Annotated in this window: 11 protein-coding genes; 1 reads left to right on the top strand and 10 read right to left on the bottom strand. The window is 61.5% G+C overall.

What is annotated here, in order from left to right:
* The 9 genes from Q3C01_RS43405 to Q3C01_RS43365 form a co-directional block, all read right to left on the bottom strand.
* A partial coding sequence (locus Q3C01_RS43405; RefSeq protein ID WP_458151458.1) for a hypothetical protein occupies positions 1-332 on the bottom strand: 332 nt, incomplete at its 3' end.
* Between the two features lie 15 nt (positions 333-347).
* Positions 348-1,694: an NAD(P)/FAD-dependent oxidoreductase gene (locus tag Q3C01_RS43400; protein WP_458151457.1), complete on the bottom strand. Its 1,347-nt coding sequence runs from the start codon at positions 1,692-1,694 to the stop codon at positions 348-350.
* A 338-nt stretch (positions 1,695-2,032) separates the two neighbouring features.
* Complete coding sequence (locus tag Q3C01_RS43395) at positions 2,033-2,818, bottom strand: enoyl-CoA hydratase (protein ID WP_458151456.1); 786 nt, start codon at positions 2,816-2,818, stop codon at positions 2,033-2,035.
* A 38-nt stretch (positions 2,819-2,856) separates the two neighbouring features.
* The gene (locus Q3C01_RS43390; RefSeq protein WP_458151455.1) at positions 2,857-4,080 is read right to left on the bottom strand and encodes a CaiB/BaiF CoA transferase family protein; all 1,224 of its coding nucleotides are present in this window, start codon (positions 4,078-4,080) and stop codon (positions 2,857-2,859) included.
* Between the two features lie 29 nt (positions 4,081-4,109).
* A complete protein-coding gene (locus Q3C01_RS43385) occupies positions 4,110-4,907 on the bottom strand; it encodes an enoyl-CoA hydratase-related protein (RefSeq protein WP_458151454.1) in 798 nt (265 codons plus the stop codon).
* Positions 4,908-4,962: 55 nt separating this feature from the next.
* Positions 4,963-6,165: an acyl-CoA dehydrogenase family protein gene (locus Q3C01_RS43380; RefSeq protein ID WP_458151453.1), complete on the bottom strand. Its 1,203-nt coding sequence runs from the start codon at positions 6,163-6,165 to the stop codon at positions 4,963-4,965.
* Between the two features lie 87 nt (positions 6,166-6,252).
* Entirely contained in the window at positions 6,253-7,230 is a 978-nt protein-coding gene (locus Q3C01_RS43375; protein ID WP_458151451.1) for a 3-hydroxyacyl-CoA dehydrogenase NAD-binding domain-containing protein, read from the bottom strand.
* A gap of 14 nt (positions 7,231-7,244) precedes the next feature.
* Positions 7,245-8,159, bottom strand: a complete 915-nt coding sequence (locus Q3C01_RS43370; RefSeq protein ID WP_458151450.1) for a 3-hydroxyacyl-CoA dehydrogenase — start codon at positions 8,157-8,159, stop codon at positions 7,245-7,247.
* 214 nt (positions 8,160-8,373) lie between these two features.
* Positions 8,374-8,850 carry a hypothetical protein gene (locus tag Q3C01_RS43365; protein ID WP_458151460.1) on the bottom strand — a complete coding sequence of 159 codons (477 nt, stop codon included), beginning with the start codon at positions 8,848-8,850 and terminating at the stop codon, positions 8,374-8,376.
* 220 nt (positions 8,851-9,070) lie between these two features.
* On the opposite strand from Q3C01_RS43365, the gene Q3C01_RS43360 reads away from it, so the two are divergent.
* Positions 9,071-14,983, top strand: coding sequence for an AAA family ATPase (locus Q3C01_RS43360; protein ID WP_458151459.1), 5,913 nt, complete (start codon positions 9,071-9,073; stop codon positions 14,981-14,983).
* A 136-nt stretch (positions 14,984-15,119) separates the two neighbouring features.
* On the opposite strand, the gene Q3C01_RS43355 is transcribed toward Q3C01_RS43360, so the two are convergent.
* Positions 15,120-16,327, bottom strand: a 1,208-nt coding sequence (locus tag Q3C01_RS43355) for a PAS domain-containing sensor histidine kinase (protein ID WP_458151449.1), incomplete at its 5' end; no start/stop codon positions are given.

Genomic DNA, 16,327 nt, shown 5'->3' with positions numbered 1-16,327 from the left:
GGCATGAAATATGTGTCGATGATCAAATGAATGACCGCGTCTGCCTTCTCGATCACGGCGGTGCTTGATACGACACGCATCCGGTTGATCAGCGCGTAGACGCTGACCAGTGCCGAGACTTCCGCCCGATCGTGAACGAGCGCGTCGGCGTAGAGCTTCGAGGCCTCATCGATGAATTGCTTGTACAGCTTTTGCCGTCTGGTCTTTTCCCCCGACAGCCGCTTTGCGCGATCCTGATGGTGCAGCGTGAGCCAGGCTGACGCGAGCGACGTAAGGCCGCCGATCGTCGACCCCGCCAACGCTGCCAATGCAGGGAGGTAGACCGTGTTCATGGCGCAAGCGGCCCCTCAATGATCGGACCCGGGAGTAGCGACCCGCGCGGGCTCGGGGATCAGGCGCGAGCTGCGCTGGCCGGTGAAATACGACCAGAGCCACTGCCGCTGCACGCGCAGGCGATTCTGTAGCTGCGGCAGAGCGAGGATGTGAACGCACGCCCAGATCAGCCAGGTCAGGGACCCGCTTGTCCGCAACCAGCCTCGCTCCAGCACGGCGTAATTCTTGCCAACGACCGCCATATTGCCTTTGTCGAAATAGTGGAACGGTCGTTTCTCTTCTTGGCCCTTCAGCTCCTTCGCGATGAGCCGCCCGACGTAGCGTCCTTCCTGGATCGCGGCTTGCGCCACGCCGGGCACAGGGTGTTCATGTTGCATGATCGACGCCGCATCGCCCACGACGAACACTCCGGGCGCGTCTACGACCTTGAGGAAGGGATCAACGAGTGCGCGCCCCGCGCGGTCGGTCTTGGTGCCGAGCATCTTTGGAATGGGTGAGGCAGCAACCCCAGCGGTCCACAGCACAGTAGCGCTGGGGATTCGGCTTCCGCCGGCAACCACGCCCTCCGCGTCGACGGTCTCGACCTTCACTCCGGTCAAGACCTTCACGCCGAGCTTCGCGAGTCGTCGGGTCACCCTGCGTGACAGTGGTTCAGCAAAGGTCGGCAGAACCCGCTGCCCTGCGTCGAGCAGAATGATGCTGGCCTGCGCCGGATCGATGTGGCGAAAGTTTCCGCGCAGCGTGACTTTCACCATTTGCGCGAGGGATGCCGCGAGTTCCACCCCGGTGGGGCCTGCGCCGACCAGCACGAATGTCATCTGGCGCGCGCGTTCGCTTGCGTCCTCGGTCGTTGCGGCAACTTCGAACGCGCTCAGGATCTTGGCTCGGATCGTCTCTGCGTCGTTGAGGCTCTTGAGCGCCGGGGCAAATCGCGCGAACTCATCGTGCCCGAAGTAGCTCGGGCGCATGCCGGTCGCGACCACCAGATAGTCGTAGGCGATCTTGCGGACGCCCACGCCAGGGGAGGACGCCTCGATGGTGCGGGACGCAACATCGACGCCGGTGACCTCCGCCAGAAGCACGCTGAGGTTTTGCTGTTTGACCTCGAGCTGACGGATCGGCGCTGCGATCTCCGCGGCTGAGAGCACCGCCGTCGCCACCTGGTAGAGCAGCGGCTGAAAGATGTGGTGGTTGCGGCGGTCGATCAGTACGATATCGACATCAGCGCGCCGCAGCGCCCGTGTCGCGGCGATCCCGGCAAAGCCGCCCCCGATGACGATGACCCGCTTGCGCTCTTGATGGGGAGCCTCGACAACAGCGGTTGCTTCGTCGGGCCGGGTCTCAGCAAGCATCGCATACATTGGTTCACCTCGGTTTGTGTTCGGTGTCAGCGAGCGTCTGTCGGAATGCTCTCAACGCCCCAGCCATCCGGGGTCGCTGAGGCATCCCGGCGAGCGAGAGGCCGCCATTTTGCAATGCGCGGACTTGCTGAGCGCCGTGACTGCACTGAGCGGTTCTGGCTTCAACATGCTCAGGAACACCACGAAGCCCAGGGCTCCCAGGGCGAACGTGACCGTGCTCAAGACGTGTTTCATATCGGCTCCACGCATTTCCGCTTGGGGCCGCGCTGGCGCCCCTCAATTTCCAGCTTGCGCCGCACCAAGCTCGGCGCGACGCCCATCAATTCCACGAGCGCGGGCTACTCGGCGGCCACGTGCGTCGGGCTCTTTGTAAAATTGGGTGGACGCTTCTCGAGGAAGGCCGAGAGCGCTTCCTTGGCGTCTGGCCCGCTTACCCGCTCCATAAACTCCCGGCTTTCACTCTTGATAGCCTCTTTGAGCTGGCCAATCGAAGCCTGCTTGAGGAGTCGCTTGCTCGCCAGCAACGCGCCGCTCGGTTTTGCCGCAAGCTTCTCCGCCGTTGCGGTGGCGGTCGCGAGCAGATCACTGTCGGGCACCACGCGAGTTGCCAGGCCCAGCTCCACCGCTCGCGGGGCAGTGAAGGGCTCTCCCAGCAAGTACAATTCCGCCGCCCGGAGATGGCCTACGCGCGCCGGTATCGAAAAGCTCGATCCGAATTCCGGCACCAGCGCCAGGTTGATGAACGGCAGCTGGAATTTGGCGCTCTCGCCCGCGTAGACGAAATCGCAGTGGGTCAGCATCGTGGTTCCGCCACCGATCGCCGCGCCTTGCACGGCCACGACGATCGGCTTTTCGATTCCGACGAATGCGTCCATCAAGTCGCCCTGCGGAAAGTGACCCGGTTTGGGCGGATTCTTGAGGAAATCCACGACGTCGTTGCCGGCGCAGAACGCGTTTCCGGCGCTGTGCCACAGCACGACACGGACCGCGTCGTCCTTGTCGGCTTCGTTGAGGATATCGGCCAGGCTCGTGTACATGCCCGACGTCATCGCGTTCTTCTGGGCCGGGCGATTAAGCTGGACCCGCAGGATCGCGCCGGTACGCTCGGTGATGATGTCGCTCATTGTTTGCTCCTTTGTTCGGTACTCTTCGCCGCCGCGTTTTAGGCGTGTTCCCTGACTTTCGGCACCGCGCCGCTCGCGCGCAGGTCCTCGATGCCCTTTGCGTCAAATCCCAGATCACGGAGGATCTCTTCAGTGTGCTCACCGAGATCCGGCGCGCGCCGCGCCGGCACCTTAACGACCCCGTGCAGCTGGATCGGACTACTGATCGTCGAAGTCAGCTTGCCGCCCGCGCCTTCGAGCGGAACGATGATATCGTTTGCCCGCAACTGCGGATCCTCGATGACCTCTTGCGGTCCGCGCACGGCGCCGAACGTGACGTGTACGCCACTGAAAACCTCGTGCCAGTGCGCCATCGGCTGCGCGGCGAAGACTTCGTCAAGGATGGCCGCGAGCTGCGGCATATTCGCCGTCAGCTTCGCCGGATCAGAAAATCGCGGATCGCTCAGGAGTCCCGGCCGGCCGATCGCTTTCGCCACGGCGGCCAACTTGTCGGGCGTGACGATGAGGACGAACCAAGTGCCGTCGGAGGCGCGGTACACGTTGAGCGCCGCGCTGGCCGGATGCTTGCGATCATGCAGCCCAAAGAACTTTGCACCGACCAGCGCGGCCTGGATCGAAACGCTTGCCGACCAGACACCCTCGGCAAGCAGCGAGGTCGTGACATACGCCCCCTTGCCGGTGCGCTCGCGGCGGTAGAGCGCCGTGACGACCGCCGAATAGATTCCGACGGCCGTCGCGTTATCGCCGCTTCCTCCCACCGGCCAGGTCGGCGGCGCGCCCGCGTCGCGCGTCATCGACAGCAGGCCGCTGCGCGCCCAGTATGATGTGATGTCGAAGCCCGGCAGATTGGCATCCGGTCCCTTTTCGCCGAAGCCGGTGAGGTCTGCGTAGATCAGGCGCGGATTCCAGCGCACCACATCGTCGTATTCGAGATTCAATTTTTTGCGCGCGGGATGTGGCGTATTGACGATGAATACGTCGGCCCACGTGACAAGCTGCTGGAGGACCTGATGGGCGCTGGGCGACTTCAGGTCGAGCGTGATGCTGCGCTTGTTGCGGTTGGCGAGATGGAACTGATAGGGTTCGTCCGCCTCCGGCTGCGGCGCGATCTTGTGCCCATGTCTCCAGGGATCACCGCTCGGCGGTTCGACTTTGATGACGTCGGCGCCGAAATCCGACAGGATGACGGCGGCGCTGGGTGCCGCGACGAAGCTCGAGAAGTCAACCACCTTGAGTCCAGAAAAAATGTTGTCGCTTGCCATTGGGTCTCTCCTAAATCGTCGTGCTTGCTTCACCGGCCCAGGAACTGCGGGGCGCGCTTTTCGAGGAAGGCGGACGTGCCTTCTCTCTTGTCCTCCGTCCCGGCGCACAGTCCGAAGTAGGAGGCTTCCAGCGCGAAGCCCTCGCTTTGGCTCGTGTCCAATCCCTTGTTGACCGCTTCGAGCGACTGCCTGACTGCTATTGGCGCGTTCGAGGCGATCATCTTCAGGATGGCTTCCGCACGCGGGATGAGATCGGCCGCTGGAACGACCTCGTTGACGAGCCCGATGCGATAGGCTTCCTGCGCGCTGATGGTCTCTCCGGACAGAATGAGCTGGAGCGCGCGGCCCTTTCCGACCAGGCGCGGCAGTCGCTGCGTGCCGCCGCCGCCGGGAAGCAATCCAAGCTTGACCTCGGGCTGGCCGAATTTCGCATGCTCGACGGCGATGCGTATGGTGCATGCCATGGCCGTCTCGCAACCGCCGCCGAGTGCAAAGCCGTTGATGGCCGCGATCACCGGCTTGCCGAGATTTTCGACGAGATCCAGCACCTCCTGCCCGTAGCGGCTGGACCGTTCGGCGTCGATCGGACTCGCATGCGCGAGCTCGCTGATGTCGGCGCCGGCGACGAATGCCTTGTCGCCCGCGCCGGTGAGAATGACGCCGCGCACGGCCGCGTCGTTCCGTGCATCCTCGAATGCAGTTCGCAGGTCCTTCCATGTCGCTGTGTTCAGGGCGTTGAGCACCTTGGGCCGGTTGATGGTCAGATAGGCGGTCGCGCCGCGCTTTTCGTAGAGGACGTTTGCGAGTGTCGGTGTTGTCGATGACATGTTGTCTCTCTTTCCAGTTCACGAGCCGCCGCGAAGCGCCGGCTCGGTTGCGATCTCAGATGAAGGCGCTGAAGCCGGTGATTTCCTTGCCGACGATCAGGTGCTGCATCTGGTACGTGCCCTCGTAGGAATAGAGCGCCTCGGCATCGGCAAAGAAGCGCGCGACGTTGTAGTCGACGAGGATGCCGTTGCCGCCGAGCAGCTCCCGCGCCCAGGTGACCGTCTCGCGCGTCTTGGACGTCGTGAACGCCTTCGCAAGCGCCGATTGCTGGTCTGTAAGCTTGCCTTCGTCCGCGAGCTGGGCCGTGCGAGCAACCATGCATTGGCAAGCAGTGATGTTGCCGAGCATCTTCGCAAGGAGGTCCTGAATGATCTGGAACGAGCCGATTGGCTTTCCGAACTGCAATCGTTCCTGTGCGTATTTGAGCGCGTTCTCGTATGCACCCATCTGGCATCCGGTCGTTTCCCATCCCACAAGGAACCGCGTCCCACGCAGCACGCGCGCGGTGTCGCGGAAGGACTGGGTGCCCGCTCCGAGATGATTTGCTTCCGGCACTCGGCAGTCTTTCATCGTGATCTGTCCGTTCTGGACCACTTTGAGTGCGATCTTGTTCTGCATCTTCGCGACGCTGAAGCCGGGCGTGGTCTTGTTTTCGACGATGAAGCCCTTGACCTGGTTGTCGTCGACGTCGCGTGCCCAGATGATCGAGATGTCGCACCATGGCGCGTTGCCGATCCACCGCTTCTGGCCGTTAAGGACCCAGGTGTCGCCCTCGCGTTTTGCCGTCGTGGTCAGGCCGCCACCCGCGCCGGAGCCGACCAGCGGCTCGGTCAGGCCGAAGCAGCCGATCTTCTCCATACGCGCCATCGGCGGCAGCCACTTTTGCTTTTGCTCCTCCGTTCCAGCGATCGCGATTGAACCCATCGCTAGGCCGCTGTGGACGCCGAAGAAGGTTGCGAACGAGGAATCGACCCGCGCCATTTCCATCGCAACAAGGCCGACCAGCAATTGATTCCCGCCGGCGCAACCGTATCCCTGGATGCCGACTCCGGCGAGGTTGAGCTCCTTGAATGCAGGCAGCAGCTCGAAAGGAAAAGCGTCGTCGACCCAGTACTTGTTGATGATGGGCTGGACTTTGGACTCCATGAACGTGCGTACCTTCTGCAGAATCGCTCGTTCGTCTGCGTTCAAGGTATCCGCGAGGTGATAGAAATCGCTGTTCGGAGTCGGAAGCTGCTTCGGGGTTTTGGTAAGCATTCTGGGTCTCCTGTTGCTGTGGCCTGAAGGTCGGAAGAAATGAGGGCGCGTCAGTTGCGTGCCCGATCTCCGTGGTTGCGCCTTGGCTTATGCGACCGGCTCGATCGATTTGGCCTGGTTCGACTTGGCGACCTTGTTGCGCAGCTCCAGCAGGCCAAGCAGGGCTTCGTCGCGTTCGGCCTCCAGCGCCGCGATGGAGCGCGATCCGACCTCCGCGTGGACGCTGTCGATGAGCTTCTTTTGCACTTCAGGCGTCAGCACGGGTGAGCCGAGGGTCTTCCACCAGGCCGTCATTGGACCAACGAACTGCTGGAAGAAGTGCTCGATGCCGCCCGAACCGCCGCCGAGGTGGTTGAGCATCATGTTGCCCATGATTCCCCAGCGCAGGCCCGGCCCCCAGGAGAGGGCGGTGTCGGCGTCGGCGGCGCTCACGATCCCTTCGGCGACGAGGTAGTAGACCTCACGCCCCAATGCGGCCTGCAGCCGGTTGGCGACGTGACCGGGCATCTCCTTGTTGATGCGCACCGTCTTTTGCCCGATCGACGTGTAGAATTCCGCCGCGCGCTGGATTGTCGCTTCCGAGGTCTTTGCTCCGCCGACAATCTCGGTCAGCGGGATCAGGTGTGGCGGATTGAAGGGATGGCCGATGACACAGCGCTCGGGATGGGTCTTGGCGCCCTTCTGGATTTCGCTCATGGTGAGTCCCGACGAGCTCGAGGCGATGATCACCTCGGGTGGCAGCAGTTCGTCGAGCTGCCCGTAGAGCTTCTGCTTGAAATCGATCCGCTCGGGCCCGTTTTCCTGGACGAGGTCGACGTCGGCGACCGCCTGCGCGAGATCTTTCGTGAACTTGAGGTTCGACTGCGACGCGCCCGCCGACAGGCCGAGTCGCTTGAGCGCCGGCCAGGCCGTCTCCACGAACTTCCGGAGCGAGGCTTCCGCGTTCGGCGCGGGGTCGGTCGCGACAACCTGCAACCCCTTGGCGAGAAACAGCGAGGCCCAGCTCGCGCCAATCACGCCGGTGCCGATGATGGCGATGCGGTGAATGGGTTTGGTGTTGGTCATGTCGTGTTCTCCGATCAGATTTCGGCGTAGGCGATGCCGGTGAGATTGCCCTGGGCGTAGAGGAAGTTGCGCTGGTTCTTGCCATCGAGATCTGCGGAATAGACTGAGCCGGCAAAGTCGGTGACGAACATGCGGTTGCCGGGCACATCGAGCGCGATGCCGATGCCCTCCATCAGATGCGTGACCACGATTTCAGGGTCGGCCTTTGTGTCGATCGGCGCGCGATTGACGGTGTTGCCGCGCGGAGGATCGCCGCGGTCGGTCCAGTAGAGGATGCGGTTGGTCAGATCGAGCTCGAGGTCGATCGGCTCCGGCAGACGATCGAACAGCACCTCGATGTCGGAGCGGTTCGTCGGAGTCTCGCCCTTCGGAATATCGATGCCGGCGCGGAAGATGCGACCCTCCTCGCCATTGTCGGGACCCTTTTGCGTCCAGTAGATGTGCCGCCGTTTGGGATCGACGGTGATTCCGACGCACCAGCGGTTTTGATCTTTCCGGTCGTTGTCGCCGTCGCCGGTTTTGACCAGCGTTTCGACCTGCGAGCCATCGAGGTTGGCACGCATCACGCGCATACCTTCACGGTCGCACCAGTAAAGCTTCTTTCCCGCCTTATCGAGGTGCATCTGCTTCGGCGTGTACGTAACGCCTCGCGGAATGATGACCTTGCGGTTTCCGCCATCGAGGTCGACGCGTTCGATCGAGCCATCGTTGAGAGGGGGAACACCCATGTTGGTCCAGTAGATGTGGCCCGCCTCCACATCCACGGCGATGCCGTCGGGGAAACGGCCATTCGTGACGATGATCTTGCGGTCGGAACCGTCCGGATTCATCGCGTGAATGCGGTCCCCACTCAACTCGAGAACGAACAGTCGGCCGGAGCGGGTCACGCCCGATGAGTTCTTCGATTTGGATGCTTCAAGTACCGTCATGAGATGTCCTTCGGTGTTACAGTTGCCTTGTCTCGCTTGACTTGGCTGACCTCTATTTGATCGACGCGTGCCATCTGCGCGAGTAAAGGCCGGCAAATCGCGCCAAATTGCTGCAAGTGAGGCGCTCGTGAGTTGCTCGGCGTGGCGCGTCGTGTTCTGCAGACAGCACAACGCGCGGCATCGGGTGATGCCGCGCGTTGCCGAGATCGCATTCTTACTTCTTGTCCGGCAGGGCGTAGGCGATCAGCGAGTCGCCCGGGGGCGTCATCATGAAGTGATGGCCGTCCGCCATGATGACCACATACTCCTTGCCATCCTGCTCATAGACGATCGGCGTGGCCTGGCCGCCCGCGGGCAGGACGTCACTCCAGACGATCTCGCCGGTCTTGATGTCGATCGCTTTGATCAGATCGTCGGTTACCGCCGAGATGAAGATCGGCCCGCCTGCGGTCACGACCGATCCGCCATTGTTCGGCGTGCCGATCTCGAGCGGAATGAAGCTGGGCATTCCGAACGGACCGAACTCCTGGCATGGCTGACCCGTCCTGGCGTCCACGGCGATCAGGCGCATGTCGAGCGTTCCCTCGATGATGCGTGCCGCGCAGGCCTGGCCGGCTGTGGCCTTGGGATTCTCATAGTACGCCACACCGCGACAAGCTGTTTGGCACCCAAGACGTCGGAACCTCCGGATCGTACATCCAAAGCTTCTCGCCGGTCGCCGCGTTCAGCTTGAACAACTTGTTCAGAGGCGGAACCAGGCACTTTGGATCGAACAAGACAAACCGACGGCTGGCATTTCTCAGACGGTGCGGTACGATTTGTGCGGGCCCTGGAAAGGGGCCGGGCGCATTGCGCACGTAAGAGCCTGGTTGGCCGATCTCAATTCGAGCTACGGATGCCGGAGGCTGATGATGGTGCCGCATTCGCTGAACGTTGCTTACTTGGACGGTGGCTCTCAGGTCTTGTGGAGAGACAGCGAACGCGTCTTTCACCGTGGCTGGCAATTAGAGGATGACGGTAAGCGTCGCGCCGTGCTGGTCGCTCTTCCTGCAGCCGACCACCCATCACGTTCGAGCCTCGAGCGCCTTACGCACGAATACGAACTGAAGGATGAACTCGACGCGACGTGGGCGGTGCAGCCGTTGGACCTCATCCGCGATGCCGAGCGAACCATGCTGATCCTCGATGATGCGGACAGCGAGCCACTCGACCGCTTGCTCGGCGCGCCCATCGAAGCGGGGCGCTTCTTGCGTCTCGCCATTCCCGTCGCGACGGCTCTGGGCAAGCTTCACCAGCGCGGGCTCGTCCACAAGGACATCAAGCCGGGCAACATTCTGCTGAATGAGGCGACTGGCGAGGTGCGGCTGACCGGGTTCGGCATCGCCTCGCGCTTCGTGCGCGAACGTCAGTCACCTCGTCCTCCAGAGACGATCGCCGGAACGCTCGCCTACATGGCGCCGGAACAGACCGGACGGATGAACCGATCAATCGATTCCCGCAGCGACCTCTACGCACTCGGCGTGACCTTCTATCAGATGCTCACCGGTGTCTTGCCGTTTACCGCCATGGAGCCGATGGAATGGGTGCACTGCCATCTTGCCAGGCGGCCGGTGGCGCCTGCCGAGCGGCTGAAAGACATTCCCTGCGCGGTCTCGGCGATCGTCATGAAGCTGCTCGCGAAGAGAGCCGAAGACCGCTATCAGACCGCCGCCGGCCTCGAAGGTGACCTTCGCCGCTGTCAGGCCGAATGGGAGGCAGAGCAGCGGATCGATGACTTTCCGCTCGGCGAACACGACACACCCGACCGGCTACTGATTCCCGAGAAGCTCTACGGCCGGCAGCGCGAAGTCGGGATCCTGCTCGCCTCGTTCAATCGTGTCGTCAGCGGTGGCGCCCCGGAACTGGTTCTGGTCTCCGGCTATTCCGGCATCGGCAAGTCCTCGGTCGTCAACGAACTACAGCCGGTGCTGGTAGCACCGCGCGGCCTGTTCGCTTCCGGGAAATTCGATCGGCTCAAACGTGATATTCCGTACGCGACGCTGGCACAGGCGCTTCAGAGCCTGATCCGACCGCTGCTCGGCAAGAGCGATGCCGACCTTGCGCCATGGCGCGACGCCTTGCAGGAAGCGCTGGGATCCAACGCTGGACTAATGGTGGATCTCGTTCCTGAGCTGAGGATCCTCGTCGGAGTGCCACTGCCGGTCCCAGAGCTTCCGCCGCCGGACGCGAAACGGCGCTTCCAGATGGTGCTTCGGCAAATGATTGGCGTCTTTGCTCGGGCGGAACATCCCTTGGCTCTATTCTTCGATGACTTGCAATGGCTCGATGTGGCGACGCTGGACCTTTTGGAAGACCTGTTGAGTCGGTCCGATCTCCGCAATCTCCTGCTCATCGGCGCCTTCCGCGATAACGAGGTCACCGCGGCGCATCCACTCACGCGCAAGCTGGACGCGATGCGTGCAACCGGCAAGGTGCACGATATCAAGCTGGCGCCCCTGACGATCAATGACCTCGGAAACCTTGTTGCGGACTCGCTTCGCTGCGATGCCGAGCAGGCTCACCGGCTCGCGGCGTTGGTCCACGCAAAGACGGACGGCAACCCGTTCTTCGTGATCCAATTCCTACATGTGCTCGCCGACGAGAGTCTCCTAGCCTTCGATCACGAGCGGGCGCGATGGTCCTGGGACCTCGAGCGCCTTCATGCGAAGGCGTACACCGACAATGTGGTGGACCTCATAGTTCGGAAGTTGGTTCGCCGTCCGGAAAGTACACAGCTGGCTCTGAAGCAGCTCGCCTGTCTCGGCGCGGTCGCCGACACAACCACGCTGGCGATCGTTCTGAAGATCCCGCAAGATCAAGTTCACGTGGCTTTCTGGGATGCGCTCTGCGAGGAAGTGGTCGAGCGCCGGGGAGACTTCTACCGGTTCATCCATGATCGGGTGCAGGAAGCCGCATATTCCCTGATTCCCGAAGCGTCTCGCGCCGAAGCTCACTTTCGGATCGGTCGCCTGCTGTTGATGAGCACGGCGCCGGAGCAACGCGAGCAGGCGATTTTCGAAATCGTCAATCAGCTCAATCGCGGAGCGCCATTGATCTCCTCATCCGATGAGCGCGAGCAGCTGGCCCGACTGAATCTGATTGCGGCCAAGCGCGCAAAGACGTCGACGGCCCATGGCGCGGCGCTGAAGTATCTGGTTGCTGGTGCGGCAGAGCTGCCGGAAGATTCGTGGGAGCGCCGACGCGAACTGGTGTTCGAACTGGAGCTGCACCGGGCCGAATGCGAATTCTTCACAGGCGAGCTCGCCGCCGCAGAGAATCGGCTGACGCTGCTGTCAGCCCGCGCCGCCAATATCGTCGAACGGGCGGCCGTTGCATGCCTGAGAATCGACGTATGCACAACCCGCGGCCGGATGAGCGAAGCCGTCGCCGTCGGCCTCGAGTGTCTCCAGCATGTTGGCGTGGTATGGACGGCGCATCCTGCGGACGAGGAGGTGCGCCGCGAATATCAGCTGATCTGGTCCAAGCTCGGCGGTCGCGCGATCGAGGAGCTGGTTGACCTGCCATTGATGACCGATCCCGCATCACTCGCCCTTCTCGATGTTCTGACCAAGCTCGGGCCACCCGCGGTGTTCACGGATGCGAACCTGCTGGCTCTGGTCAGCTGTGGGGCGGTCAGGCTCAGCCTCGAACGTGGCAACAGCGATGGCTCGTCCAATGCGTATGTTCGGGTAGGAATGGTTGCAGGCCCGTTTTTCGGGGACTACAGGGCCGGATATCGGTTTGGCCGAGTCGGCTACGAACTGGTCGAGCGGCGCGATTTGAAGCACTTCCTGGCCCGGATTTTCATGAATTTCGGCAACCAGGTTACGCCATGGACGAGGCATGCCGCCAGTGGTCGCGATCTGCTGCATCGGGCATTCGACGTTGCGAACAAGACGGGCGATCTCACTTATGCGGTGTACAGCCGCGCCCACCTGAATTCCAACATGCTCATGGTTGGCGATCCGCTCAACGAAGTTCAGCGCGAGGCAGAGCAGGGACTCGCGTTGGCACAGCAGATGCAATTCGGGCTCGTCATCGACGTCATCGCGACGCAGCTTGCGCTGGTCCGAATGTTGCGCGGGTCGACCCGCAGATTCGGCTCTTTCGATGATGAGGAATTCGATGAAGGCCGCATCGTAAGTCGTCTGTCTGGTAACCGGAACCTGGCATTTGCCGAGTGCTGGTATTGGATTCGCAAGCTGCAGGGGAGCTTCCTGGCCGGCGACTTTTCGGCGGCCATCGACGCGTCGCTTAGAGCGCAACCCCTGCTCTGGACGTCGCTTCCGGCCATCGAAGTCGCGGAGTATCACTTTTACAGCGCGCTCGCGCGCGCCTCATCCTATGACTCCGCTTCGGCCGATCAGCGCCGACAGCATTTGGAGGCTCTGGCCGCGCATCACGAACAGATCGGGATCTGGGCGGAGAATTGCCCCGAAAATTTCGAGAACCGCGCCGCCCTTGTCGGTGCCGAGATCGCCCGCTTGGAAGGTCGCGAGCTGGATGCCGAGCGACTTTACGAGCGGGCGATCCGCTCGGCCCAGGCAAACAGCTTTGTCCACAACGAAGCGCTCGCCCATGAGTTGGCTGCTCGCTTTTACGCGGCGCGCGACTTCGAGAAAATTGCACATCTTTACCTGGACAGCGCACGGCGGTGTTATCTCCGATGGGGAGCCGACGGAAAGGTGCGGCAACTCGACCAGCTTTATCCCTGGCTGAGGCAGGACGAGCGTGCGCCGGCTCCAGCGGGCACGATCGAAACGCCGATCGGCGATCTCGATCTCGCGACGATGATCGAGGTCTCACAAGCGCTTTCTGGCGAGATGATGCTGGAAAAACTCATCGACAAACTCATGCGCGCAGCCCTCGAGCATGCCGGTGCAGAACGAGGTCTGCTGATTGTCCCGCGAGGCGATGAGCTACAGATAGAGGCGGAAGCGATCGCTGGTGGAGAGGATATAATCGTGCATCTGCGGGGCGAGCCATACAGCACAGCGGCGTTGCCGGAGTCGTTGGTTCGCTATGGAATGCGCACCCATGAGACGGTGATACTTGACGACGCTACATCTCAGAATGCATTTTCTGCCGATCACTATATTGTTCAAGGTCGTGTGCGTTCCATTCTCTGCTTGCCATTGATCAACCAGGGAAAGCTCACCGCGATTCTCTATCTTGAGAACAATCTGGCGCCGACCGTTTTCACACCTGACCGCGTCGCCTTATTGAAGGTGCTTGCTTCGCAGGCGGCGATATCGATCGAAAACTCGCGGCTTTATGACGACCTCGCGGATCGGGAGGGGAAGATTCGGCGCTTGGTCGACGCCAACATCATTGGGATCTTCATCGCCGACCGCGAAGGCCGGATTCTTGAGGCCAATGACGCGTTTCTATCTATCGTGGGATATGACCGTGATGACTTGGTTTCGGGCAACGTGCGCTGGACCGAACTGACTCCACCGGAATGGCGCGACCGCACCGTGCGAAGCCAAGAAGAATCGACGAAGACCGGCGTGGCGCACCCCTATGAGAAGGAGTACTTCCGTAAGGACGGCAGCCGCGTGCCCGTGCTGGTCGGCTCGGCGGCATTCGACGAACAACGAGACAAAGGCGTCGGGTTCGTCCTCGATTTGACTGAGCGCAAGCGCGCAGAGGAGGCGTTGCGCGAAAGCGAGCGCGGTTTGCGCTCGGCGATCGACGGGATACCGGGTTTTGTTGGGGTTCTGGCCCCGAATGGTGAGGTCGAAGCCGTCAATCGCCAAATCCTTGAATATTGCGGCCAGTCGTTGGAGGAGTTGAGGAATTGGGGGGCGAACGGAACTATACATCCTGACGACCTTCCTCACGTTGCCGAGGCGTTCACAAGGTCGATCGCCTCCGGCGTCCCATACCATCTCGAACAGCGCCTGCGCCGCTTCGACGGGGAATATCGCTGGTTTGACAACCGCGGCATTCCACTTCGCGACGATTCCGGGCGTATTATGCGCTGGTACGTTCTCCTGACCGACATCGAGGATCGCACACAAGCGCTGGCGCGATTGCAGCAGATGCAATCTGATTTCGCGCACATGAACCGCGTTAGCGTGATGGGAGAGCTGGCAGCCTCGCTCTCTCACGAGATCGCGCAACCGATCGCCAGCGCGCGCAACAACGCTCGGGCGGCCCAGAATTTTCTGAACATTGCACCGCCGGACTTGGGCGAAGTCAGGGAAGCACTAGCCTGCATTGTTGCGGATGCTGATCGATCAGGAGAAATCATCGATCGCATCAGAGAGCAAATCAAGAAAGCGCCGCCACGAAAGGAGCGTTTTGATCTCAACGCGGCAATCCACGAAGTGATCGGACTGGTGCAAAGCGTGACCCACAGGAATGGCGTTTCCGTCCAGACGCGGCTTGCGGATGGATTGCTTCCGGTTCTGGGAGATCGCATTCAGCTGCAACAGGTCTTGCTCAACCTGATTCTAAATGCCGCTGAAGCAATGAGCTTGGTTGAAGAGGGATCAAGAGAGCTGTCGATCAGCACCGCGCAGGATCAAACGGGCGTCCTCGTGGCCGTCCGCGATTCCGGGCCAGGGATTGATCCGGTGCATCTCGACCGGGTCTTCGATGCTTTCTATACCACGAAGTCAAGTGGAACGGGCATGGGGCTTTCGATCTGCCGCTCCATCATCCATGCGCATGGAGGCAATCTGTGGGCGGGAGTGAGCGAGCCTCGCGGCGCCGTAATTCAGTTCACTCTCCCCGGGGCCGAAAAGGACATGACGCGAGCGCCGAATGCCAGAGGCTGATAGGTGTTCTGCAATATGCGGGCATCGAGCCACTCGTGATTGCTCGGCGTGGCCACCAATATGAGGCGCTTCTTGCGCCTCGGCAGCACCTTGCGGTCTTGGCTCTGCCAGCTTGTAGATCCGGGGCCGCGCACGACTAGGATGCGGTAGCCGGAACAGCAGGTGCAATGAACCCGAAGATAGCGCCACATGGCAGGTTAGGCCTCGCCCACAGTCTTCCGTTATGCGCTTCAATGATCGAGCGGCAGATCGACAGCCCAAGGCCCAAACCGCCCGATTTCGTAGTATAGAAAGCGTCGAACAGGCGCTCAAGATCCGCAGGGGCGAAGCCCGGCCCTGAATCTCGCACCTCGACGCAAACGCCATCGGGTTCACTACGGGTGTTGATGAGCAGCTCCCGATCGTCTTCGTCCACATCGCGCATTGCTTCGACAGCGTTGATGATCAGGTTGATAATCACTTGTTGCAGTTGGACCCGATCTGCTCGAATGACTGGTAGGCCCTCCGCGAGCTGCGTCCGCACCGAAACGCCGTGCTTCAAAAGTTCGCCGCGGGTCAGGGCTATGACCTCAAGCGCCGCCTCGTTGATATCCAGGTCCTCCTTTCGCGGAGGCGCCTTCTTCATAAGGGCCCGGATACGATCCATCACGTCGCCCGCATGCTTGCCGGCGCTGACGATAAAACTGAGTGTCTGCCGGACCTCCTCCAGATCTGGCGGTTGAGCATCGAGCCAGTTCAAACCGGCATGTGCGCCGTTAACAACCGCGGCGATGGGTTGTTTGATTTCATGGGCAATCGAGGCCATGAGCTGCCCCATCGTCGCGACCCGGCCTGCGTGGGTCAGCTCCGCCTGCACTTCGCGATAGCGGTGCTCACTGTCTCGTGCTTCGGCTTCCGCTCGCTTGCGTGCGGTGATGTCGTTGAAAAGGATTCCGACGCGTTTGCGCCTGGGGTCTTCGACCCGGAATGCGTAAACGTCATACCAGCGTCCGAGTTGCTTGGCTTCGCTTTCAAAGCGCATCGGCTCGCCCGTCAGGGCGATCCTGCCGTAAATCTCGAACCAGTGTTCTTCGTGCTGTGGCGCGATTTCGCGCATCCGTCTGCCGGCGGCATTCTTGATTCCCGTCTGCCGTTCGAAAGATGGGCTGATTTGCAAAAAGCGATAATCGACCGGCTTTTCGTTCTGGTCAAACAAGACTTCAATGGTGCAAAAGCCTTCGTCAATCGATTCGAACAACGTGCGGTAATTCTGTTCCGATTCGCGTAGTTCCGCCTCGGCACGCTTGCGTTCGGTGATGTCCGTCAGGATGCCGTACCATTTGAGAATCGTGCCCTGTTCATCAC

Source organism: Bradyrhizobium sp. UFLA05-109 (assembly GCF_054185165.1).
Note: the sequence above shows the minus strand (reverse complement) of the source record. Positions and strands in the feature narration are given on the sequence as shown.